22 protein-coding genes and 1 tRNA gene are annotated in these 24,844 nt (G+C 37.4%); 13 read left to right on the top strand and 10 right to left on the bottom strand.

All coding sequences use genetic code 11. The features are described 5' to 3' along the window. The first annotated feature begins 168 nt into the window (after nt 1-168). From IPK35_08135 to IPK35_08145, 3 genes are read left to right on the top strand one after another with little or no spacing between them, the layout of a single operon-like run. Nucleotides 169-2,460 carry a CotH kinase family protein gene (locus IPK35_08135; GenBank protein ID MBK8053224.1) on the top strand — a complete coding sequence of 764 codons (2,292 nt, stop codon included), beginning with the start codon at nt 169-171 and terminating at the stop codon, nt 2,458-2,460. Between the two features lie 60 nt (nt 2,461-2,520). Beyond that, a complete protein-coding gene (locus tag IPK35_08140) occupies nt 2,521-3,429 on the top strand; it encodes a DMT family transporter (GenBank protein ID MBK8053225.1) in 909 nt (302 codons plus the stop codon). Between the two features lie 28 nt (nt 3,430-3,457). Further along, entirely contained in the window at nt 3,458-4,867 is a 1,410-nt protein-coding gene (locus IPK35_08145; protein ID MBK8053226.1) for an alkaline phosphatase, read from the top strand. Between the two features lie 402 nt (nt 4,868-5,269). Here the strand turns inward: IPK35_08145 and IPK35_08150 are convergent, their stop codons facing one another. Genes IPK35_08150 through IPK35_08180 form a run of 7 tightly spaced genes read right to left on the bottom strand, consistent with a single transcriptional unit; the run spans nt 5,270 to nt 12,292 of the window. Then, nucleotides 5,270-6,013 (bottom strand): tetratricopeptide repeat protein, encoded by a 744-nt coding sequence (locus IPK35_08150; GenBank protein MBK8053227.1) that lies wholly within the window; start codon nt 6,011-6,013, stop codon nt 5,270-5,272. Then, a complete protein-coding gene (locus tag IPK35_08155; GenBank protein MBK8053228.1) occupies nt 6,010-7,014 on the bottom strand; it encodes a VWA domain-containing protein in 1,005 nt (334 codons plus the stop codon). The genes IPK35_08150 and IPK35_08155 overlap by 4 nt, the downstream gene beginning before the upstream one ends. A 2-nt stretch (nt 7,015-7,016) precedes the next feature. Next, complete coding sequence (locus IPK35_08160; protein ID MBK8053229.1) at nt 7,017-8,027, bottom strand: VWA domain-containing protein; 1,011 nt, start codon at nt 8,025-8,027, stop codon at nt 7,017-7,019. Then, entirely contained in the window at nt 8,024-9,064 is a 1,041-nt protein-coding gene (locus IPK35_08165; protein MBK8053230.1) for a hypothetical protein, read from the bottom strand. Before IPK35_08165 ends, IPK35_08160 begins: the two co-directional genes overlap by 4 nt. Then, nucleotides 9,061-9,933, bottom strand: a complete 873-nt coding sequence (locus IPK35_08170; protein MBK8053231.1) for a DUF58 domain-containing protein — start codon at nt 9,931-9,933, stop codon at nt 9,061-9,063. Before IPK35_08170 ends, IPK35_08165 begins: the two co-directional genes overlap by 4 nt. Nucleotides 9,934-9,951: 18 nt before the next feature. Further along, nucleotides 9,952-11,364 carry a hypothetical protein gene (locus IPK35_08175; GenBank protein MBK8053232.1) on the bottom strand — a complete coding sequence of 471 codons (1,413 nt, stop codon included), beginning with the start codon at nt 11,362-11,364 and terminating at the stop codon, nt 9,952-9,954. Continuing rightward, a complete protein-coding gene (locus IPK35_08180; protein MBK8053233.1) occupies nt 11,291-12,292 on the bottom strand; it encodes a MoxR family ATPase in 1,002 nt (333 codons plus the stop codon). Before IPK35_08180 ends, IPK35_08175 begins: the two co-directional genes overlap by 74 nt. A gap of 591 nt (nt 12,293-12,883) precedes the next feature. Here IPK35_08180 and IPK35_08185 point away from each other — a divergent pair. The 5 genes from IPK35_08185 (at nt 12,884) to IPK35_08205 (ending at nt 19,730) form a co-directional block, all read left to right on the top strand. After that, the gene (locus IPK35_08185; GenBank protein ID MBK8053234.1) at nt 12,884-13,348 is read left to right on the top strand and encodes a hypothetical protein; all 465 of its coding nucleotides are present in this window, start codon (nt 12,884-12,886) and stop codon (nt 13,346-13,348) included. A gap of 261 nt (nt 13,349-13,609) precedes the next feature. Then, nucleotides 13,610-14,116: a M15 family metallopeptidase gene (locus IPK35_08190; GenBank protein ID MBK8053235.1), complete on the top strand. Its 507-nt coding sequence runs from the start codon at nt 13,610-13,612 to the stop codon at nt 14,114-14,116. 543 nt (nt 14,117-14,659) lie between these two features. Beyond that, nucleotides 14,660-15,301, top strand: a complete 642-nt coding sequence (pdeM, locus tag IPK35_08195; protein MBK8053236.1) for a ligase-associated DNA damage response endonuclease PdeM — start codon at nt 14,660-14,662, stop codon at nt 15,299-15,301. A 181-nt stretch (nt 15,302-15,482) separates the two neighbouring features. Further along, nucleotides 15,483-16,703 (top strand): exonuclease subunit SbcD, encoded by a 1,221-nt coding sequence (gene sbcD, locus IPK35_08200; GenBank protein MBK8053237.1) that lies wholly within the window; start codon nt 15,483-15,485, stop codon nt 16,701-16,703. 12 nt (nt 16,704-16,715) lie between these two features. Next, on the top strand, nt 16,716-19,730 hold the full coding sequence (locus IPK35_08205) for an AAA family ATPase (GenBank protein ID MBK8053238.1): 3,015 nt from the start codon (nt 16,716-16,718) through the stop codon (nt 19,728-19,730). 5 nt (nt 19,731-19,735) lie between these two features. Here the strand turns inward: IPK35_08205 and IPK35_08210 are convergent, their stop codons facing one another. The 3 genes from IPK35_08210 to IPK35_08220 form a co-directional block, all read right to left on the bottom strand. Further along, nucleotides 19,736-21,076 carry a DEAD/DEAH box helicase gene (locus IPK35_08210; protein ID MBK8053239.1) on the bottom strand — a complete coding sequence of 447 codons (1,341 nt, stop codon included), beginning with the start codon at nt 21,074-21,076 and terminating at the stop codon, nt 19,736-19,738. Nucleotides 21,077-21,090: 14 nt separating this feature from the next. Next, the gene (locus IPK35_08215; GenBank protein ID MBK8053240.1) at nt 21,091-21,315 is read right to left on the bottom strand and encodes a CDGSH iron-sulfur domain-containing protein; all 225 of its coding nucleotides are present in this window, start codon (nt 21,313-21,315) and stop codon (nt 21,091-21,093) included. A gap of 85 nt (nt 21,316-21,400) precedes the next feature. Further along, nucleotides 21,401-21,475 (bottom strand) — tRNA-Arg (locus tag IPK35_08220). A 464-nt stretch (nt 21,476-21,939) separates the two neighbouring features. Here IPK35_08220 and ribA point away from each other — a divergent pair. Genes ribA through IPK35_08245 form a run of 5 tightly spaced genes read left to right on the top strand, consistent with a single transcriptional unit; the run spans nt 21,940 to nt 24,757 of the window. Continuing rightward, nucleotides 21,940-22,521: a GTP cyclohydrolase II gene (gene ribA, locus IPK35_08225; GenBank protein MBK8053241.1), complete on the top strand. Its 582-nt coding sequence runs from the start codon at nt 21,940-21,942 to the stop codon at nt 22,519-22,521. Nucleotides 22,522-22,533: 12 nt separating this feature from the next. Beyond that, nucleotides 22,534-22,890 (top strand): MmcQ/YjbR family DNA-binding protein, encoded by a 357-nt coding sequence (locus IPK35_08230; protein MBK8053242.1) that lies wholly within the window; start codon nt 22,534-22,536, stop codon nt 22,888-22,890. Further along, nucleotides 22,887-23,918: an FAD-binding oxidoreductase gene (locus IPK35_08235; protein MBK8053243.1), complete on the top strand. Its 1,032-nt coding sequence runs from the start codon at nt 22,887-22,889 to the stop codon at nt 23,916-23,918. Before IPK35_08230 ends, IPK35_08235 begins: the two co-directional genes overlap by 4 nt. Nucleotides 23,919-23,932: 14 nt before the next feature. After that, on the top strand, nt 23,933-24,346 hold the full coding sequence (locus IPK35_08240) for an SRPBCC domain-containing protein (protein ID MBK8053244.1): 414 nt from the start codon (nt 23,933-23,935) through the stop codon (nt 24,344-24,346). Between the two features lie 18 nt (nt 24,347-24,364). Further along, nucleotides 24,365-24,757 carry a DUF1801 domain-containing protein gene (locus IPK35_08245; GenBank protein ID MBK8053245.1) on the top strand — a complete coding sequence of 131 codons (393 nt, stop codon included), beginning with the start codon at nt 24,365-24,367 and terminating at the stop codon, nt 24,755-24,757. Nucleotides 24,758-24,844: the final 87 nt, after the last annotated feature.

Below are 24,844 nucleotides of genomic sequence, written 5' to 3' on the forward strand. Positions count from 1 at the left end.
ACGGTAAAAAAGTGGTTGGATTGGGTGGCTCGTCCCTTTAGGGAACGAGGGTAGCGGGGAAGAAAATATGAATTTGTGCAATATGTTATACACACCATTAAACTCGTATTGCGTCACCAATCCATTCAAATAGCGTATATTTGTGCATTTATATAAAAAATGGCGGGAATGACCTTAATTAATGAAATCGTAGACAAATACAAGAACTACATATTATTCAACATTTACTTTATAGTCCTTTTTACAGGATTTAATGTAAAGGCACAGCCGGTTTTTCCACCTCCCGGAGTAGTGTTCAATGATCAGGTTGTAACACGAATTGATATCCGAATAAATGAGGACTCTTTGAAGACATTACTATTACCCGCAAATCAAAATTCTGATTATGAGTATCCAGCTGATTTTTTCTGGAATGATGGTAATAAAAAAGATACAGTACTGAAAGTAGGATTCAGATTGAGAGGAAATACATCAAGAAAGTCAGCAAAAAAATCATTTAAGGTTAAATTCAATCATTTTGGAAACAATAAGTTTCATGGACTATCAGATTTGAATTTAAATGGAGAACATAATGATCCCTCTATCATCCGTTCAAAATTGTGCTGGGATCTCATGGCAATGGCAGGCATTGAAGCTCCGAGAAGCAACCATGTAGCTTTGTACATCAACAATGAGTATATGGGCTTGTATATCAATGTAGAACACATAGACAATGATTATTTTGAAGCCAGACGAAAAGATCCCGAAGGTCAATTGTTCAAATGTTTCTATGGGGCAAATTTTGTGTATAGAGGCACAAACCCATCCAGCTACAGTAAGACAGTGTATCAGCCTGAAAATAATGAAACGAATCCTGATTACGCCACTTTTATCGAATTTATCAGACTGCTGAATGACACTTCAAATCCTGATTACGCATGTAATCTTGAAAAAGTATTTGATGTACATGGCTATCTCCAAAGGATGGCAATGGAAATTCTTACGGGTCACTGGGACAATCCGATATATAATAAAAACAACGCCTATTTGTATTATAATCCTGCGAACGGAAAGTTTGAGTTATTGAGTTTTGATATTGACAATACATTTGGAGTAGACTGGTTCAATATCAACTGGGCTACCCGAAATATTTATACATGGGCACACCCCTCTGATCCAAGGCCTATCTACAACAATCTTCTCAAAGTGCCGGAGTATAAAACAATCTTTGGATATTATGTAAAAAAATATACTGATCAGTTCTTCAATCGAAGCTTTCTTGATCCGTATATTGAGAAAATAAAAGACAAAATTTCACCTTTCAGGGTCAATGATGTGTATGCTTCTCTGGATTATGGGTATACATATGCAGATTTCCTAAAATCATACGAGTCAGCGACCGGTGCGCATGTCAAATCGGGTCTTAAAGAATATATTGGTACCAGAAACTCGTCAGTAAAATCGCAACTACTGGATACAGATATAGCACCGATTGTAGATCACTTAAATACAAAATGGACGAATACATATTCAACAGTGCAGTTTAATATCACCAGCCTGAGTGCTCTTCAAGTGAAGGCATATGTAAAAATTGGTGACAACAACCAACAGTTTTCTCTCAAGGATGATGGTGTCTTTCCTGACATCAAAGCAGGTGATAATATTTACACTTGTGGGTTTAACTTTGTGGGAAAACCATCCATCTCCCTATATCTGGAAGTATCAGATCAACAGGGCAAAAACACCCGCTGGCCCCGATGTAGCATGTACAGCTTTACTCCAGGCAATAATCCTGTTCCAAAATTGATCATCAATGAGTTTATGGCAGAAAATACCGCCATTGCTGATAATGCCGGTGAATTTGAAGACTGGATTGAGATATATAATGCAGACAATAAGTCTGTATTCTTGGGAGATAAATATCTTACAGACAAGGCCTTGTCACCTGATAAGTGGAAAATGCCTGACATCTCCTTAAGTCCTGGTCAGTTTTTATTGATTTGGGCAGATGAAGATCAGGAACAAGGCAGCAATCATTGCAACTTCAAATTGAGTAAGTCCGGAGAGTTTATAGGTATCTTCGATAGCAAGGAAAACAACTTTGCAGCAATAGATTCCTTCAGCTTTGGGTCCACGGTGACAAATAAATCCTATGGTCGATTCCCTGATGGTATGGGATCAATTGTACTTCTCAGTATGGCTACTCCCGGTAAATCGAATGTATTGACCTCCACCATTGATGATAAGTTCCTAAAACTTAAAATTTATCCGTTACCAGCTTCTGAATATGTTTTCATCGAAGGATTAGAAAAAGGTGATAAAATCAAGTTTTCCAATATTCAAGGATTAACGGTTTTCGACATGAATAATTTTTCTGATAATACGGTAAAAATACAAATCAATCACCTTGAAAAAGGAATGTATTTTTTGTCAATAGAAAGAAATAAAAACTTCATCAGCCGGCCTATTGTACTTTTCTGATTTTCTTTCCAAAATTATGTACGGAAAATATTTCACCTATTTGATCATTCTTGTCTATTCATGAATTTTACCAGCAATAGAGAAAACCAAGGTATCTTGTATATGCTTATTGCTTCGTTCAGCTTTGCATTGACAGGAGCATGCGCGAGATACTTGCGTGATGACATCAATCCGGTTCAGCTTGTTTTTTTTAGAAATCTGATAGGAGTTGGATTTATCCTTTACTCTATATGGAAAGTACCCGTTGTCCAGATTGGTGGCAAACCATGGGTTTTGCTTTTCAGAGGAGTCATCGGAACATTGGCGTTGTATTCCTTTTTTTATGGTATTTCCAATATTGGTTTGGCGATTTCCATAACGTATCAGCAATCATATCCGGTATTCTTGTCTTTATTTGCAGCCTGGTATTTCAAAGAAAAACTTAATGCTAGAGAGTGGGTTGCGGTATTTTTAGGATTTTTTGGCATATGTTTGATTTTTATTCCATCAGTGGATATCTCCTTATTGACTACCAAACATCACCTGGTAGGGCTTTCAAATGCATTGATGACTGGTATGGCTTATCTGAGTATCAGAGAGTTAAGTCAATTCTATGATCAGCGTTCTATCATTTTGTCATTTATGGCATCAGGTATTGTGTTGCCTGTTTTTTCAATGTTGCTGGGACAATGGATTGAACCCGGACATTTTGATTTTTTGATATCTGATATAGATATACCGTACGGGTTTGATTACATAGTGTTACTTCTTATGGGTTTTGCTGCACTGGTAGGGCAGATCTATCTTACCAAAGCATTTTCTTATCAAAAAACAGGAGTTATTGCGGCAGTGGGATACAGCAATATCGTATTTTCGGTAATTTTTGGAACATTGCTGGGAGACGCTTTCCCAGATATATTGAGTCTTTCTGGAATATTTTTAATAATAATTTGTGGTGTTATGATAAGTTTTAACACAAAACCAAAATAATAATATATTTGCACCTTAAACCATTAAAATGAAACGCAGGGATTTTTTCAAAAACACTTCTATCGGTTTGGCTTCATCATCTTTCATCCTTCCTGGTTTGGCATTTTCTCCACCCAATGTGGAAGATTTAGCCTTTGGGAAGGGTAAAAAAGCAAAAAATATCATTTTTATGGTTAGTGATGGGATGAGTTCAGGTACGCTCAATATGGCCGATGTGTTTTTGCGGATGAAAGAAGGCAGAGGTAGTCATTGGTTGGACCTGTACAGGAGCAACAGAGTAAACCGAGGCCTGATGGACATGGCCTCCGCCAATTCTGTCATCACAGACAGTGCTGCTGCGTCCTCATCGTGGGGTGGAGGAGTCAGGGTGAAAAACGGAAGGTTGAACGTCGGTCCCAATGATGAGGAGTATATGCCTATACTTCAGAAGTTCAAAAAAGCCGGAAAAAAAGTAGGGTGTGTCACCACAGTACCTATCACACACGCCACTCCGGCAGGTTTTTGCACTAATTCAAAGTCAAGGGGCGACCAGGAAGAGATTGCCAACAAATACATGGCCCTGAAGTTTGATGTGATGTTGGGAGGAGGTGGCAAATATTTTAATAAAAGAAAAGATGGACGCGATTTATATAGTGAATTTCGTACATCTGGATATCATGTTGTCAATGATAAAACGGCGATGGCGGCTATAGATAGTAAAAAACCATTGCTTGGAGTATTTGATGAGGAAGGCTTGCCATATGATCTGGACAGAATGCATGACCCTGCACTGGAAGCAAAGGTGCCCACTATAGCTGAAATGACAAAAAAAGCGATAGACCTCATGAAGGACCATAAAAACGGATTTGTCATGCAAGTAGAAGGAGGAAAAGTAGACTGGGCTGCTCATGCCAATGATGCTGCCGGATTGATTTATGATCAGGTGGCCTTTGACCATGCTATAAAAGTAGCGATAGACTTTGCTCAGAAAGATGGCAATACTTTGGTCATAATCACTTCTGACCACGGCAATGCCAACCCCGGATTATATTACGGTGATAAGGCAGACAAAAATTTTGAAAAATTATTTCATTTTAAGTTTACTAACAATTGGGTACTGATGGGGCATAAAAAAGATGCTTCTGTTGCTGAACTTGCAGAAAGAATCCACTTAGCTCAGGGTTATAAAATGAGTGATGACCAATTAAAATTTGTGTTTGACAAGTATCAGGCTCAGTCTTCAGATGGTACCTATAATGAATACAAATTGCCATTCAGGGAGTACGCCATGTATCAATCAGAACATACTTCTTGTGCGTTTGGCGGTACAGACCATTCGGCAGATTATACAGAACTGGCCATGTTCGGTCCCGGTAGTGAAAAAATGAAACCATTCATGAAAAACACAGACATACACACTTTTCTGCTTAATGTGGCGCATGTCCAAAATAAGTTCTGATTAGCGGTCAGCTTCACACATGTTGTTTTTCTTATGAAGGTATTGTGTTTTGATCAAAATGTACCTTGACTTTTTTTTAAAATCATAGTAATTCTACTTTGTCACCTTTATAGATCTAAGTCAATTACACATTCATCAAAATTTAAAATGTAATCAACCGAAAACCTTATATTTTTTCACAGTTAAAGATTCCTAATAATGGCGACAGAATTATTTTTATAATAAAGACATGTGTATCATCGTCTTTAGAAAAATAAATTCTCGTCGGTATAAATGTATGGGTAAATTAGGGTCACAACTGTTGGGATAACCCAACAGTTTCCTATCAATCTGAAAGTCCGTATAATTTGACAAAGTTGAAGTAATTACTGTATGTAACACAATACAAGGCAAAATACTTTCCTACCAGTCTTTTTTACCTTTCGTCGGCTTTCCATCGATCCGTCTCAATTTTTGCTGAACCTTTTTTTCTTCACTGTCCATGATTTCCAGGAGTTTCTGAGCATCCTGTTTGCTCATTTTATTGTCACTTTGTGCTTGTTGCTGTTCCTTATTTTTATTTTGATCCTGCTGGTTCTGCTGGTTCTGATTCTGGCTATTTTGATCCTGATTATCTTCTTTATTATTCTGCTGGTCGTTTTGATTTTGCTGATCCTTTTGATCTTTTTGATCATTTTTTTGATCCTGATTGTTTTTATCTTTTTGCTGTTGATTTTGCTGTTTTTTCAGTTCTCTGCGGGCCAAAGCAAGATTTTCTTTAGTTTCATTATCATCGGGCTGATACCTCAGTGATTTTTTATAAGCATCAACACTTTCTTTGTATTGCTGTTTTTTATACAGCGCATTACCTAAATTGTGGTAAACGGATGCTTTCTCTTGACTGGTATTTGCTTTGGATGCGGCATCTTCATATTTTTTGATAGCTTCTTCATACCTTTCCTGATTCATGAGCGTATTTCCCAGATTGTAAGTGGACTTCAGAGATGGTTTTTGTGTTTCTGCTTTTCTGTATTCCGTTTCAGCTTCTGCATACTTCCCAAAGCCATACAGCATGTCACCATTACGCAGGTTTTTATGGGCTGATTGAGCATATGTTTCTGCTGACAGAGTGAAAAGAAATATAGTGATCAGATAGAAATTTTTCATGTGTTTGATTTAACTTTAATAATGCCGGATGATCTTATAAACTCTAAAATGAATAAAATCAGTGCCAGCGCAATAAAATATTGGTAAAAACTTCGGTACTCTGTAAATGATTTTACTTCGACAGCTCTTTTCTGAATTTTACTCAATTGTACGTTGAGGTCCTTGATGATCTCATTATTGTCATTTTCAAGAAGGTATGACATACCATTTCCTTTTTCGGCAATTTCAACCAGCAATTCTTTATTGATCATAGATTTTACCGGATTACCTTCTTCATCTGTTTTGTATTCTTCACGACCTTCATTGATAGATGGTATAAAACTTCCTTCGGCGGTACCAGCACCTACAGTAAATACACTCCAGCCTTTCTCAACGGCCTGTGCGGCCATATCAGTCGCATTGTCGTCATGATCTTCACCATCTGAGATGATCACAAGAGCTCTTTGATTTTCTTCCTTTACGCTTCGGGTAGCAAGGTCAATTGCAGCACCTATGGCTGTACCCTGCGTTCCTGCCATATCAGTAGTAGCACTTCTGGTAAACAACAAGGCGGCGGCATAGTCGGTAGTGAGCGGCATCTGCAGATATGCTCCACCGGCAAATAATATCAACCCCATCTGATCGCCTTGACGGGATTGTATGAGTTGTTCTATAAATCTTTTAGCTTTTTCCAGTCTTGATGGGCTGATATCTGTTGCATTCATACTTGCTGAAATATCCAATGCTATGAATATGTCAATATTTTCAACTTTGACTTTTTCTTTTTTCAAGCCATATTGCGGATTTGCCAACGCAATGATCAGTAGTACCAACGCACATACCCATATTATAAGGCTATACACAGATGCTACTTTCCCGAACATCAATCGTCGCACCAGTGCCGGTGACCCGAAGACACTCCTACGTTTTTTTACCATAAAATTGCCAAAATACCACAATCCCGCCACCATCGGTATGAGGACTAATAGGTAAAAAGCATCGGAATTTTCAAATCTGAACATGGTTAATAACTTAATGGCCTCAACAATATTTCTTTCAAAATCCAAAATATACATAACAGTATGCCACCTGCTATTAAAAATATATAAAACTCATCTTTGTATCTTTTGTAGACATTGATTTCAATTTCAGTCTTTTCCAGTTTATCGATTTCTGAATAGATATTTTCAAGGCTTTGTTTGTCTACTGCTCTGAAATATTTGCCTTTGGTCATTTCAGAAATCTGTTGGAGCAACTCCGTATCGATCTCTACTCTTGCCATGGCAAACATGTACTCTCCATTGCTCATCCTATTGATCGGTGATAATGCCTGACCCATCGATCCCACAGCGATAGTATAGACTCTGACATCATATTTTTCTGCAATCTCCGCGGCGGTGACCGGGTTGATGTAACCTGAATTATTGACCCCGTCAGTGAGCAGAATGATGATCTTTGACTTTGCTTTGCTGTCTTTGAGCCTGTTGACAGCTGTGGCCAGGCCCATACCTATAGCGGTTCCATCCTGCAGCATACCTACTTGTAATCCCGATAGAAAATCTGTAACAATATTGTGATCCGTCGTGAGGGGACATTGTGTAAACGCCTCTCCCGAAAAAACTATTAACCCTATACGGTCATGTGCCCTCTTGCCAACAAACTCCTTGGCTACAAGTTTGCTCACTTCGAGACGGTCGGGATTAAAGTCCTTGGACAGCATACTGCTGGAAAGATCCATCACCAGCATGATATCGATACCTTCTGCCTTGACTTTCTCTTCTTTTAAGCTCAGTTGTGGCCTGGCAAGTGCCAATATTAAGAATGATAATGCCGTAATAAAAAGCACCGGAAGATATTTATATACTTTTTCTTTCCACAAATGAATACTGTCCAGAGCACTGAGATCAGGCATTTTTAAGAATGGCTGATTACCTTTTCCCGAAAAATACTGCAGCCAAATCAATAGCGGAACTATGGTCAAAGCCAATAGCCACCAGGGTGATGCAAAATGCAGATTTGTCAGATATTGGATCATATTTCTTTTCCTATTTGCCGGGTTTCTTTAGTATTTTCAACAAAGGATACTGCCTTTTGCATAAATGATTCATGGATGTTTTCTTCAGGAGTTGCTTTGGCAAATTTTACAAGATCTGCTATCTGAAGTATGTTTATCAACTCCTGATTGTACTTTTTATCAAACGGCGCATTGGCCAATGACATCATCACTTCATCGGTAGTCATGTCAGGTGCGTTGATTCCATAACGTTCCATCAGATATGTCCGTATGATGTCAGTCAGTCCGGATTGGTACTCTTTGATCAGTCCTTGTTGCCACAATTTTTGAGCTTCCAGTTTTCTGAGCTCCATGATAGCCTTATCGTGGCATGGGATAATGATTTCTTCAATTTTCGGGATTTCTTTTGGTTTTTTATTTTTCAATCTATAAAAATAATACCCTACAATTGCCATCAATAATATAGCTATCAAGATATATAAATACACAAGATAATCAGAAAAATTGGCTTTCTCTCTCATGATATCCTTGATGGGGTTGAATATCACCGTGTCCTGTTGCATCAATCTTTGTGGTAGATGTACATTTAATACAGCGGACTCACCGGGAGTGTTGATGTTGCCAGATTCCTTGAAGATGGGCAGAGGAGCAGGTATACTAAATTGTCCCGTGTTATATATAGCAATGGTTATTTTATTGGAAATGATATTTTGACCATTTTGCTGAGTTACTTTTATTTTATCGGCAGGTACAGGTGTCCCAATACCTTCATGTTTCCAATCTCCAAAAGACAGAATTTCGACATCTGCAAGTGCTTCCATAGATATGGTGTCCTGCAGGTAGATTTGGTTTTTTATTTGTTTGTAAAGTGAAAAATCAAGCCCTGTAAATGTTTTGTTTGCAGGTAGTACGACTCTGATGTCCAAGACAACCGGATCTCCTAATCCTGCAGAATCTACAGAAATTTTTGCAGAGGATACTGACTGAGAATATATAATATCCGGATTCAGAAGCATCCAAAACAACAACATAGCAAAAATATTTCTACTCCTCATCATCTTTTTGCTCTCCTTTTGAAAAATACCTGCAATGCTTTTACATAATCATCGTCTGTAGAGATGGTGATCACATCACTTTTGGCTGATGCAAAGTATTTTGAAAACCTGTCAGATGATTTTTTAAAATGAGATTCGTAAGCTGTTCGGACGATGGGGTTTGAAGTATCAATGATGCGCATTTTGCCAGCCTCTTCGTCCAGTACATTGATCAATCCGACATCCGGCAGCGACTGTTCCCTTTTGTCATACAATCGCACACCTATGATGTCGTGTTTTTTTGCTGCAATGGTTAGAGCCTGATCATAGTTCTCCGCAATAAAATCGGACAAGACAAATGTTATGGATCTTTTCTTTTGTGTATTGTTCAAAAACATCAGTGCTTCGCCGATATCGGTCTTTTGCTGACTTGGAGTAAAATTGATCAGTTCTCTGATGAGTCTAAGTATGTTTTGTTTACCTTTTTTTGGGGGCAGATATTTTTCGACGTGATCTGAAAACAAAATAGCTCCTACCTTATCATTGTTTGTCAATGCTGAAAATGATAATACAGCTGCCATTTCTGTGATAATATCACTTTTAAAAGCCGATGAAGTTCCAAAATATACTGATGCTGACACATCAATGAGCAACATGACAGTCAGTTCTCTCTCCTCATCAAAAATCTTAATATGAGGACTACCTGTTCTGGCGGTAACATTCCAGTCTATGTTGCGTACATCGTCACCATAATAATAATCTCTTACCTCACTAAATGCCATACCACGACCTTTAAAAGCGGAATGGTATTCGCCGGAAAATACATGTTTTGTCAGATCTTTGGTTTTGATCTCCAGCTTCCTTACTTTTTTTAGCAATTCTGTAGTATCCATCTGAATCAGTGTTGACTATTAAAAATTATACCTTGGTCTGAGATATTGGCGCACTTTTTCATAGGGTATCATGATTTCTTTTTCGCCATAAATAGTATTAAACTGTGTGGAAAATGATATTCCTGTTTCCTTGAGACATACTATACCGAAACTCTGGTTTTTAAACCATGATCTTACATCCGGATGCCAATTGGATACTTGTACTATTTCAGGTATAAGAGTATTGAAATATGCTTTGCTGTCAAATTTGTTATCAAAAAGATCCTGTAATCTTAACTCCTTACCATATCTGATATCATAGATGAATGAAATTTTTTCCGTTTTGGTATTTAGTGATGATTGCATATAAATCAATCCGCTGATGATATCATTTTCATAAAGTTCTACTTCAATCCAGCCATCAGCACTTTGCATCCATCTTTCATTACTGCCTGTCTCGTCAGGATGGGTAGATTTAAACTTTTTGATATTATCATCCAGCCAAGTTTTAAAGAATGCATTGATCCATGTATCAAACCTTTTGCTTCTGGTAAGCGGTGTAATGCATTCCATCCTGCTATGGAAATCAGCGTATGTGTAATTTACAAATTGTACGGCCTCATCCAGTTGTAGAGATGAGACAACTTCTGCTTCATTTTCTTCGGGATATATGATGTCTATTTTGTCAAGGTTGGCAGTGTCAATCATCACCCATTTATGATCTAAAATAGTGCTGTCAAATCCGGGTTGAAACATTTCTACCCTAAAACCCTTTACTTCAATTTCTTTGGTTGCTTTTATCTTGGTTTGATCACTGTACTTACAGATGAATCTGCTTGGTTCTCTTTTTATCTGAAGCAGATATGATTTATTTGCAGCAATTCCCTTATAGCTTCTAATCCATTGATTGGAAATTCTGGCATCAGGAGAAAAATCTTCAAATGCATTGACAAAAGAAAACTTAAAAGGGAATAGCAAATTTCTATCTTTATTTTGCCATTGGCCATCAAAGGTTACCCCGTCATATTTTCCAGTCATAAATCCTGTAAGCCTTGAAATTTCATTGATCTCCGCCAATTTGAGTTGTTGGTCCTTATCTTCACCATCAAAGAAAAAGGTAGTATTACTGCTTCTTAAGGTATAAAGTCCTTTGCAAGTATGTCCATCCGTACCAATGATCATATCTGCCACATGTCTGTTGTCGATCAATCCACTAAGGTAATTGATCCAAAGGTTTTTTGTATTGACCGGAAACATATTTCTCACATCTGTCTTGGTATATGCTGTTTGTCCGGATATCTGAGTCACGGAAATAGGGAAGCACAATGCAAGGCATAAAAATGGGACAATATATATTTCTAAACGATACATCATTACATTATGGTACAGGAATGGTGTTGATGACCTTGGTGATGATATCCTCGTGGGTGACGTTTTCAGCTTCTGCTTCATAACTCAGGCCGATTCTGTGTCGCATGACATCTTTACATACATTTCTGATATCATCAGGAAGTACATACCCTCTTCTTTGCATAAATGCGTGCGCCTTTGCGGCTAAGGCAAGATTGATACTTGCTCTCGGAGAAGCACCATAGCTCAGCAAAGGTTTAATGCTTTCCATCTTATATTGCTCGGGAATTCTAGTCGCAAATACTATATCGATGATGTAGTTTTCGATTTTTTCATCCATGTACACTTTTTTGACGGACTGTCGGGCCTTTATGATAGAAGCAGGGTCAACTACTGCATTTATTTTCTGAGTGATTTCTCCCAGGATGTTTTTTCTGATGATTTGTTTTTCTTCTTCCTTTGAAGGGTATCCGATATTTACTTTCAACATAAAACGATCTACTTGAGCTTCCGGTAAAGGGTAAGTACCTTCCTGTTCTATCGGGTTTTGTGTTGCAAGCACTAAGAATGGCTCTTCAAGTTTATACGTTTCTTTACCTATGGTGACTTGCTTTTCCTGCATGGCCTCCAGCAATGCACTCTGAACTTTTGCGGGTGCTCTGTTGATTTCGTCGGCAAGGATAAAATTGGCAAATATCGGACCTTTGCGCACAGTAAATTCATTTTTCCCGGGATTGTATATCATGGTACCTATGATATCTGATGGCAGCAGATCCGGAGTAAACTGTATCCGATGAAAATCAGCATCAATAGCCGAAGCCAATGTTTTGATAGCCAGAGTTTTGGCCAATCCGGGTAATCCTTCCAGCAAGACATGACCTTCGGCCAGAAGTCCAAGCATAAGTCTGTCAATCATGTGCCTCTGCCCTACCATGACTTTGGATGTCTCTGCATTCAGCACTTCCAGGAAAGCACTGTCTATGTATATTTGCTGGTTCAATGCTTCTATATCCACAGATGTCTGTATCATATTGCTCTATTTTTTTTAAAATTTGATAGTTAAAAGTTTAATGAAATGCTTTGTATGCAAAAACAGGAGCGCAAATATCGTAAAAATATCTGACTGAAGGCTTTATCACTGTCGCAATAACTAAAACCGTGCTCTTTAATTTCTATGTGCTTTAATTTTTGCATTCCAATACAATGACGCTTTGAGTTTGTTTTAATTTTTATGTTTGAATGTAAGGGATATACTCAAAATAAATTGGTTTGCGAAAATTTAATTTATCAATTTATTCATTTTGAGTATAATGGCGACAGAATTATTTGCAAAATAAATTCTCGTCGGTATAAAATTTCAAACGTACTCATAAAATGGAAGCACAAAATTAGGAATCTTAAAATCAGACATATGAATCATTGTTTTTTTTAACTAAATCTTAACTTCATATGTTAATGATGGAATAATATTTGAATTTCCACAATGAGAATAAATATTTTTAAGACCTTCATCACTCTAATCTTCTTGTTTTCAACATGTTTGCAAAGCTTTGCCGTAGATAGTATCAGCTACGTTGTGATTGTCATGAGAATACCAACTTACGCCGCCAAAATACAATATTTGGATACTCAAATAAGCCAAAAAGACATCTCAGCAAAAAAAAGAAATAGTTTTGTAAAAATAAAAAAAGAAACTGAGCAACAGAGAGATGAATATTTCAGTTTAATCTATGATGCATTTAATACATATTATACAGCAACGGAGGTATATTTTGTACCCGATACTCTGTACAAAAATCTCTTAAGGGGTGAAGCAAAAGTATACATATCATCTGATAGAGCCATCACCCACATTGATTTGAAAAATAAAAAAACCATGTTTATGATTCAGGGCAGAGATGAGTATCAGTTATTGCTTACAAATCAGGACCATTTAAGACCTGGATTTCCATGGCCTTACAAAAAGGGTACATTTCTTGGCGCTATCAAATCACTGATTAATAAGAAATCTTACATCAAAGAACAGGTCAGTTGGTTTGATACGGAAATGACAAAAGCAATAAAACTTTACAATATAAGACACTAACAAATGAAAAGAAGAGTAGAAATGAAAACAACAGGTAGCTTTTGGGTATCACTGTTTATTCTTGTTTGTATGATGTACTCGTGCAAACCAGATAGGGAAACAAAGTCTCAAAAGATCTCTGACATCAAAGAAGAAACTAAGCCCTTACTTGTTGATGAAACACCATCTTTACCTGTAGAAAAGAAGGAAGATCCAATAATTGTTGAAACAAAAAGCGAGACTATACCTGAAGAATGGAAGGAAATCACCGAAAAAAGTGGAATGGTCCTCGATATTAAATATGCTGATGATGACAATTTTACAAAAAAGCAGATATACGATTGCGGCAGATGCTTTTTAAGACCTGAAGCGGTATCTGGTATCGGTAAAGTCCGCAAGGAATTGCTGGATTCTTTTGGATACAACCTAAAGCTATTTGATTGTTTCAGACCACAACCATACCAGCAAAGACTTTGGGATGCTGTTCCCAATCCTGACTATGTTACGCCACCGGCCAAGGGTTCGATGCACAGCAGAGGGCTGGCTGTAGACCTTACTATCATTGATGAATCAGGCGATGAGTTGGATATGGGCACACCTTACGACCATTTGGGCAAAGAAGCTCACACTGACTACAAAGGACACGCTCCGCAGGTTTATAAAAATCGCGAAATCCTTAGAAAGGCCATGGAAAAATATGGATTTAAAGGAATTCGGACAGAATGGTGGCATTACAGCTACAGAGGGAAGTCCTATCCATTGGATGCGTGGGTATGGCCTTGTAAGTGATGAATACTCGTTGAAATAGAATCCAATCATCAAAATTTACCCACCCTAAAGGTGTTCACAAGCCGACGTTTATGGTTCCTTCATTATTGAGTGAACGATTTCACTCAATTTGCTTTGCAACCATTCAGTCACCCTTGAAATGGAGGGGACAAGTTCGTTCTTTGATTACTAGATGTATTATGTTACTAAAATCAGTAATTTTCTGCTTAGCACTAATCTTATCTGCCTGTTCATTCAAGTGTGTTTTTTATGTTACTTAATTTATTTTTTAATTTCCGTCATTAAACATCTAAAATTAAATTTGCCATTGGGAGCCAAATGAAAAAAGTTTAAACACTTAAGAAGTTTATAAGCTTAATTGCTAAAAATTCAATGTCGTTTAGTTAAGGAATTTTTCTATGTTTTTACCCTATCTAAATCTTTCCGTTACAAGGGAAAGATTTCATAAAGATGTCTTAACTAAACGACATGGGCTAAAAATTAATAAATTACCCAAGTCGAAAACAGTGTTAATACCTATATTTGCATGAAATAAATCAATATTTGGAAATCGAATTTGCCGGCCATCAGCTCTTACTACTCCACCAGAAAGCATTATATTTAGGTGACCTGAAAACATTGATCATTGGTGACTTACACCTTGGGAAAATTGAACATTTCAGGTCTTCGGGGATTGGCATGCCTGCAAGGGCGGCAATGCATACTTTTTCCCAATTAACAGATCTTATCTCTGAAATATCACCTGAGAAGGTATTGTTTCTCGGAGATTTGTTCCATTCTGTTAAGAATCATTCGTTTGATTTATTTGATAATGTATTGAATAAATTTCCGGATGTCAGTTTTACCTTGGTTTCAGGCAATCATGATATATTACCGGAAAGTGACTATATCTCACTCCGTATGAGTGTTGTTGAAGAATTAATAATAGAGAATTTGTGGTTTACTCATATTCCATCTACAGTGGCTAAAAAATCTATGATCAATATCTCAGGGCATGTACATCCGGGGGTCAGGCTAAAAGGTAAGGCCAAACAATCGGTTTTACTTCCTTGTTTTTTTGTATCCGAATGTTCTATGATATTACCGGCATTCGGATATTTTACAGGTCATTCGATAGTCCAACCTACCCACAAATCTCGTATATTTGCCATCGCAGACAAAGAAGTATTTGAAGTGCCATTTTGAGACCGGAACTCAGGAAAGTTTAAGAACTTAAGATATCAGCTGGCCATTATAATAAAAATTTGAAACTTATCTTTGTGAACTCGTCATTGAAAATATTGAAAATCAAGTAACTATTCCGATATGATTGCATCTCAATTGATTCATACTATACGAGTGTATATTTAAACTTGAAATAGCGTTTATGAAAATAGTACACACAGCAGACTGGCACATAGGCAAAATATTGCACAGACACGATCTGACAGAAGACATTTCTCTTTTTTTTGATTGGTTGATCCAGTTCTTGAAGGACGAAAAAGCTGACCTGTTACTTGTTTCTGGAGATGTCTTTGATCTCGCCAATCCTGCCAATAAAGATGTCGCTTTGTACTATAAAACGTTGCTGCGCTTATCAGCGTTAAGGATAAAAGTGATCATCACAGGTGGGAATCACGATTCGATCAGCCTATTAGAAGCTCCTGCCGGATTACTCAACACTCTTGATATTCATGTCATAGGTGGTGCCAAAGAAGATATCACTGAAGAAGTCGTACCTTGCTACAACCCCGATGGTAGTGCAGGGTGTGTAGTGTTAGCCGTTCCGTTTTTGAGAGATAAAGATTTGCGGGCTTCACTTCCCGCAGATAAGGCATACGATAAAACAAAAATGACCGAAGCAGGTGTCAGACAACATTATGAAAAACTGGTAAATCATTGTATAAGTACATATGGTGATGATGTGCCAATCATTGCAATGGGGCACTTGATGATGAAAGGAGCTGTAACATCTGACAGTGAGCGCGAAATTCATATTGGAAACCTGGATGGTTTGGTGGTTGATATTGTGCCGGATACGATAGATTATATGGCATTGGGGCATATCCACAAACCACAAAAAGTTCAGAATCTAGCTCATATCAGATACAGCGGGTCTCCGATTTTCCTTGACTTTTCAGAAAGAAATTATGAAAAAAAAGTTATAGTCCTGGACGTAAATGGTAAAAAAGATGTTCAAATTGTATCTTCAAAAATTCCTGTATCGAGAGATATGTTGCGTTTTTCAGGCAATTTGGAGTCGGTCAAAGCTCAACTTACCAATTTTAGAAATGAGAAACAATTATGTGCATTTATTGAATTGGATGTTGTCGAAGATAGTTTCAATATATTAAAGGTACAGGAACTTGAAGAATGGAGAGAAAAAACCAATTCAGATACATATAAAATTCTAAAATCTAGAATTTCATTTCCCGCAGATGGATCAAACACATTAACTAATTCATTTTCATCCATCAATAAATCTATCAACGAATTGTCACCATTAGACATATTCCGACAAAAGCTGGATGAGAGCAAGATAGATCCTGAAACATCAACTTCACTGACAGAAGCATACATGTTATTACTGGAAGAGTTGAATCATTAATATACTTCATGCATGAAAATCATAAAACTTAGATTCAAGAATATTCACTCCTTTAAAGGAAGTCATGAAGTGGACTTCACTCAACCGCCATTATCCAATTCTGGTTTGTTTGCCATCACAGGGTCGACTGGTGCTGGCAAATCTACTATCCTGGATGTGATCACGCTGGCACTTTTTAATCAGATACCAAGATTTGACAGTAAAATCACCAATACTGAAATCGAAACTCTGGGCTCTGTCATGACGCATTTTTCGGATGATGCTTATGCAGAAGTCGAATATCAGACAGGCAATGATACCTACAGGTCCACCTGGAAAATATCTAAGACAAGGAATAACACTCTTCGGGAATATGAAATGTTCCTGGCCAATATACAGGATGAAAAATATTTAGATCTGAAAAAATCTGAAGTACCCAAAAAAAATGAAGAGATCATTGGCCTGAATTATGACCAGTTTATAAGGTCTATCATACTGTCACAAGGCGAATTTGCTAAATTTCTAAAAGCCGACAAGGCTGAAAGAACGTTTTTACTTGAGGAAATTACCGGGTCAAAAATCTATAGAGCTTTAGGGAAAGCTGCTTATGAAAAAGCCAAAATAAAACGTGAAGAAATCAACCAACTCAAGATCAGAAAGGACGCCATACCTATATTGTCAGACGAGCAAATATCCATTAAATCAGCCTTGATAGTCACTAATACAAGTATGATTAAAAAGACTGATCTGGAAATACTGTCATGTAAAAATACTCTGAGTCTTTTGGAGAAAAAGTTGCAAATCTCACAAAAGAGGATAGATGTAGAAGGGGCTATGACCTTACTTAGGCAAAGGATTTCTGATTTTGAAATGCAGGAAACGCTATTAAAAAAACACCAAAATCTTGACATATTTCGGAGTGAACTTACACTTTGGAAACACGAAGATCAACTTGCATCCGATAGCCAAAAAGAAATTGAAAACTGCAAAACAGCTGTTGGAACTCAGGAAAAACTGTTGGGCGAAGCCATACAAAAGATGATGGTTTTTACGAAAGAAGATATCAATGAAGAAAAATTTCTTTCGGAGATGAAAAAATTTGAAAATAAGATCATCCGTCTGGATGGTGAATTAATGCTTCTGAAAGAAAAAGGAACACTTGCACGCGCTGAACTGAATGAAATCTTAAACAATCCAAATTATGCCAAATATGCAGGGCCTATCCAACACTTAAAGCAAATAAATGAGCAGTGGGAACTATGCCGAAATCAGCTGTCAAATGTAGTAAATCGAAAGCCATTTTCTGAAAATGATGAACAACTCAGATTAAAAATCAGGTCATTGACAGAGGAATTGTCCAGGCAGGAGTCAAAGTTTGTTGCAGTGAAAGCTTACTATCTTGCCATGGAAGAATCAAATATCTTACTTAAAAGTAAGGCTAAATTTGCAGACCTGCAACATAGTTTAGCCATAGAAATCGAAAGACTCAATACGGATATTAATATTTTGGTTCCTGATATTGCATCACTTCAAAAAAAGAAAGAAGAACAATTTAAAGTAGCAGCTCTTGATGAACAACGTAAATTGCTGAAAGATGATGAACCCTGCCCTTTGTGCGGTTCAATCCATCATCCATATGCTGAGGATCAAGTGTATTCAGATTTGGGGAAGACAGAAGCCAGCATATTAGTTCTGCAACAACAACTTGACACATGCAGAAACGAATTATTGAAACATACCGCAGAACTTTCATCTGTAATTTCAAACATGGGGTCAGCCGAAAAAGAGATGGAATACAAGTCAAGTGTGATTTCTAAAATATTGCAGGAATATCCTGACTTTGCCAAATCTGAAAATATATCTGACACTATCGGCAATAGTATATCTCTATTAAAAATGGAAATTAATGCAGTCGAATCAGAAATCGAAGCAAGAGCGGCTTTTAATTTTTATGCTCAATGTGATACGAAGCTCGAAACACTGAATGATGCTTCAAAAAAATTTATAGAACTGCATCAGCAGCGAAACTCATTGTATCAGGGCAGCGATATCAATGGCGATGCAGATGCCATCCAAAATGAATATATATCTGCCAGAGATATCAGTAAAGAATGGAAGAGTACACTTCAGAATTTGCAAAAGAGTTACAATCTGCATCAGGAGACACAACAAATCAGAGAAAAGCAGCTGTTAATCGATCTGAGTTCATTGGGTTATCACGATGTCCGGTCTGCATTGAATGACATACTCAGCGATCAAACATTCAGACAAATCATCTTTGAAAAAGAAAAAATCACAAAGGAAGAAACAGAATTGAATAGCACGTTGCTAAATCTGAAAATGGAGTATGATGAACTTAAAATGCCGGAAGATGTCGAAAACAACATACCTGAACTGAAAAGTAAAATCGATTTGATGCAGGCTGAAAAGGACCAAATTATTCACTCTAATGGTGCTCTAACCAATGAGCTGGAAAACGACGTGAAGTCAAAGTCTTTGATCAGCGAAGTGGAAGATTTACTGACTGAGAAGAACAAAGATGCTGAAGTATGGTACATTTTGGACAAACTCATAGGGGATGCCACAGGCACAAAGTATGCAAGATTTGCACAGAATCTCAGTCTGAAACATCTGATTGACCTGGCCAACAGAAGGCTTGTAAAACTAACCGACAGGTACCAATTAGTGTATACTGACATAGAATCAGACTTGACTATCAGTGACTTATATCAGGGCAATATCAGACGGAGCGTCAAAACACTATCTGGTGGAGAGTCTTTTATCGTTTCTCTGGCACTTGCCCTTAGCCTTGCGGATATGGCATCTCAAAATGTAAGACTTGATAGCTTGTTTATTGATGAAGGATTCGGGACTTTAGATGCAGAAACTCTTGAGACTGCCATTGGTACCCTGGAAACACTGCAATCAGAAAGCGACAGGACTATTGGCATTATTTCGCACGTAGAAAGTCTTAAAGAAAGAATTTCAACACAAATAAAGGTTATAAAAAATACCTCAGGTTATGCGGAGATTGAGGTGGTAGGGTAGATATATCATTTTTTTCCTTTTACCTTTTGTCCTCTTGTTTTAGGTTTTCCGTATTTGACATGCATTTTGTCTTTATGAGATACCTTGTTATTTTCTTTGGTGTTTTTTTTCTTTTTCTCATGAAAGGCAGACCCGTCTTCTTTTATCCTGGGGAGTTTTCCCAAAATATTTTTCATGTTGATCTTAGGTAGTTCGGCATCTGTCAGTATATCTGATATAATAAGTCCTTCAGGAAGAGTCAATTTCGGAATTTCAAATTCCATAAATTTTTCTATTTCATCCAGCATATCTGTTTCAATGTCTCCAATAAAGGATATGGATTCTCCTTTTTTGTCTGCACGACCGGTACGACCAATTCTATGTACATAATTCTGCGGCTCATCAGGCAAATCAAAATTGATCACATGCGAAACGTCTTCAATGTCAAGTCCCCTTGCTATGATATCCGTGGCAATCAAAACTCTGAAAGTGCCGTCATCAAATTTTCTGACTGCATTAAACCTGAAATTCTGGTCTTTATTTGAGTGGATGACACCTGTAGTATCCGGATACAACTTGACAACTCTTTCATATAGTTCATCAGCCAATGCCTTGGTTGAAACAAAGATCAGGATTTTGGTCATTTCGGTATTTTCCCTGAGTATGAGCTCGAGTAGGTTGATCTTTGTGTTGAAATTTGGGACCCGGTAGATTACCTGATTTATATTGGAGAGCGGAGCACCTGATGGAGCAGCTTCTATTTTTTCGGGTGTGTCAAAATATTCGTCGATCAACATTTCTACATCTTCGGTGATGGTAGCAGAAAACATTAGATTTTGCCTTTTTTCCGGCAATAAATCCAAAATATGCTCCAATTGAGAACGAAAACCAAGGGCCAGCATCTCATCTACCTCGTCGATGACTAATTTTTTGATAAGTTTGAAGTTGAGAGTGCCGTGATAGCCCATATCGAGGACTCGTCCCGGAGTACCAATAAGAATGTCAACTCCTTCTGCCACTTCAAATGCTTGTGTTTTTAAGTTGGTACCTCCATACACTGCTTTCACCACGATATTCATATACTTACCCAACATCCTGGCTTCTTCCATCACTTGTACTGCCAACTCTCGGGTAGGCACAATGATCAAAATACTGGCATGTCGGGTTTTAGTAAAAGTCCAGGATTTAAAAAGTGGTATAAGGTAAGCAAGGGTTTTTCCTGTACCCGTTTGGGCAATTGCCTGAACATCCCTTCCTGACATGATGGCAGATAAAGCTTTCTTTTGAATTGTGGTCGGGTGCACCAATCCTTCTTCTTGCAGTGCTTTCCACAAGGGATTAGAGAGGTTCAGGTCATCAAAAGTTATTGTGGTGGAGTTCATTAAACTTTTTTAGGTGGCAAATCAAATGCCGTTGATAAGTTTTCAAAACCATTGCGATGGGAGCCATCACAAAAAGGCTTGTTGCCAGAAAGTCCACATCTGCATAGTCCTAAAGTAGTACGACCCTGGAGACCATATTCATTTCCATTGGCATCCACAATGATAAATTCACCTTCGACCTTAAGGGAACCATTGTTGTTTACTGTTATTTTTGTTGCTGACATTTTTAATAGGATTACTATTTTCTAAAATATATTACTTCATGTTCTTAGACAAAAAAAGAGACACTTAGTTGCAAAATGTCTCTTTTGGTGGCCTCACCAGGAATCGAACCTGGATCAAGAGTTTAGGAAACTCCTATTCTATCCGTTGAACTATGAGACCAAAAGGATTTTAGTGCTTGTTTAATTTTTAAATTAATCCACAATAAGGAAAATTTTATTTTATGAGACAAGACTAAATATTATCTTTAAGGAATAAAATTTGCCGCTTATGGTCAATTGATAAAATATTTCCAAAAACCTAAAATAGGTGACAAAGGTATAAAAAATATTTTAAATATGCTAAAACATATAACCTTGGTGTGCATAACAAATTGCACAAATACCTAAATTCCCTCTTTACCCTCAACTGAAGGTACGACCCACGCAAAATTCGTTCAATATTTTGGTACTGGCAATCAATCATCAAATTCAGGTTGCATCACGACTATGTCATGGGTGGCCGGTGAGCTAAATAAGGTAACTATTTTGAACTCTGATTCATAATACACTGATTCTAAAGCAATAAAAATTTAAACATACTCTTTGCATATTTGTTATCTTTGCACCTTAAATTTTTATTTGATTTTGCTATATCGACAAGTCCAGGCTGAATTACCCACAAAATGGGGAAGTTTTATTATATATGCTTATGCTCAAAACAGGGACGAGCAACAGCCAAATATAGCATTGATCCACAGAGACGTTGATATATCAGGTAGCGTTGCCGTAAGAATCCACTCTGAATGCATCACAGGTGACCTCTTTGGTTCAAAACGTTGTGATTGCGGCGAGCAATTCGAACACTCCATGAAAATAATCGGTGAAAAAAAAGGTTTAATGATTTATCTGAGGCAAGAAGGCAGAGGTATTGGACTTATCAATAAATTGGATGCATACAATCTTCAGGATAGAGGATATGACACTTTTGAAGCCAATGTTCATTTGGGTTTTGAGCCGGATGAAAGGGATTTTCAAATTGCAATAGAGATATTGAATGACCTGAATATCAAACAGATAGACCTGATTACCAATAATCCTGATAAAATTGCAGCTATTGATCGTTCATCAATAAAATTGGTAAGCAGGATTCCTGTCGTCATTCCTTCCAAAACTGAAAATGAACGCTACCTCAAGGTAAAACAAGATGTGATGGGACACCTTTTATAATTATTTTAAGCTATGGATGTAGTACAGTTTACAGAATATTGTCTCAGCAAACCAGGAGTGAGTGAGTCATTCCCATTTGGAGGTGATACATTGGTTTTTAAAGTATCAGATAAAATATTTGCTTTAACAGGAATTGATACCGTTCCATTTAGAGTTAATTTGAAATGTGATCCTGTATGGGCATTGGAACTCAGAGAGGAGTACGACGAGATTATTCCCGGCTATCACATGAACAAAAAACATTGGAATACAGTCATGATGGAAGGTGGGCTTGAGATTGCCCTTATCAAAAAACTCATTGACCACTCCTATCATCTTGTGGCAAAGTCACTCCCTAAAAAAGATCAGGAGGCTCTTGGACTGGTATGAGAAAGTTTGACTATATTGTGGTAGGGCAGGGAATAGCAGGTACCTTGATGGCCTGGAACCTGCACCTTGCAGGACAAAAAGTACTTATCATAGACAACCATCATATTGGGTCATCTTCCATAGTAGCTGCAGGCATTGTCAATCCTATAACAGGGAAAAACTATGTGACAAGCTGGAGAATTCAGGAGTTTCTTCCCGTAGCCTTACAGACATACGATGCATTGAACCAGCATTATGGATTTATGTGCTACACACATGCCAATATATTGCGAGCTTTATATTCTGGTTCTGATGAAAATACCTGGTTGGCAAAGTCGGCAGAACCTGACATGAAGCAATTCATATGTGAAGAAGTTGATTTGGATACTTACACAGGCAAAGTACACCAACAGCTGAGTTACGGAGAACTGCAAGGCACCTTTTATGTAAATATGGCTATGATAATGAGTGCTGTCCAAGCTGAATGGACCACTCAGGAGGCTTACATGAAGGAGTGCTTCCAGTATGATCAATTAAATATATCGCCTGATGGTTTCTTATATAAAGAAAACAAAAGCAAAGGGATAATATTTTGTGAGGGGTATAAAGCGAATTCTAATCCCTATTTTCCAAAAATAGGATTGGCACCTTCTAAGGGGGAGGTACTGATCGTCAAAATACCCAGTGCAGGATTTAAAAAAATGTATAAGGATGGTATTTTTTTTGTTCCTCAGGGTGATGATACATATTGGGTTGGATCCGGTTATGAAAGGAATGCTACTGATGACCATCCGACTCAGAAAAATTATGACATCTTGGCTGCAGAGTTGGAAAGGGTGTTAAAAGTACCCTATGAAATCATCGGTCATAAAGCTGCGATCAGACCCACTATGCAAAATCGAAGACCTATATTTAAAGAGCATGAAAATATAGAAGGAATGTATCTGTTTAATGGTCTTGGTACTAAAGGCGCAAGTATAGGGCCTTTTTATGCCACCCAAAGTTCACGATATATAGTTGAAAAAAATGCTGGAAAATATTCATTTTAAAACCCAATTCAAATATGAACTATAAAATCACAGTTTCTGAAGTCATTAATGCAGATAAAAATAAAGTAAGGGAATACTATACCAATCCGAAGCATATAGTCAACTGGAACTTTGCTGACCCGAGCTGGCACTGTCCGAAGGCAGAAAATGATATGAGAGTCGGCGGCGTCTACAAAGCCCGAATGGAGGCCAAAGATGGAAGTTTTGGGTTTGATTTTATTGCCACATATAAAGAAATTGATCCTGGTAACCAATTTTTATATGAATTTGGTGGAAGATATGCTACCGTAAGTATGTTAGAATCTGATGGCAAGACTTCCGTTACCATAGTTTTTGATCCTGAAACAGAAAATTCCATTGAACTTCAGCAGACCGGATGGCAAATGATCCTCAACAATTTTAAAAGTTATGCAGAGAAGTATTCATAATATCAACTTTATGAAGGTATGAACCCAGAAATAAAAGCCTATAACGAATTACTTAATGCAAATGACAATATAATTTGCACACAATTATCTGAATTGCTCAATACCCATCTGCCAGAGGCAGAAACAAAGATATGGCACCGACATCCTGTTTGGTTTTTGGATGGAAATCCTGTAGCGGGATATAGTAAAATTAAAGCAGGCATTCGCATGTTTTTTTGGAGTGGAAAGAGTTTTGATGAGCCACAGCTCGAACACAGTAAAGGTAAGTTTCAGGATGCATCTATTTTATACACCGAAGTCATTCAAATCGATACATTGGACATGGCGAGATGGATACAAAAAGCAAGAGATATTCAATGGGATTACAAAAATATAGTAAAGAGAAAAGGAGAATTAATCAGGTTAAAATAAAAATTTAAACATACTCTAACCTCCCGGGCTTAATACCCCGAATTATTTGGGATTTTTGGCATATTGAACCAAACGAGTAAATTTTAA

Source organism: Saprospiraceae bacterium (assembly GCA_016713025.1).
GTDB lineage: Bacteria > Bacteroidota > Bacteroidia > Chitinophagales > Saprospiraceae > OLB9.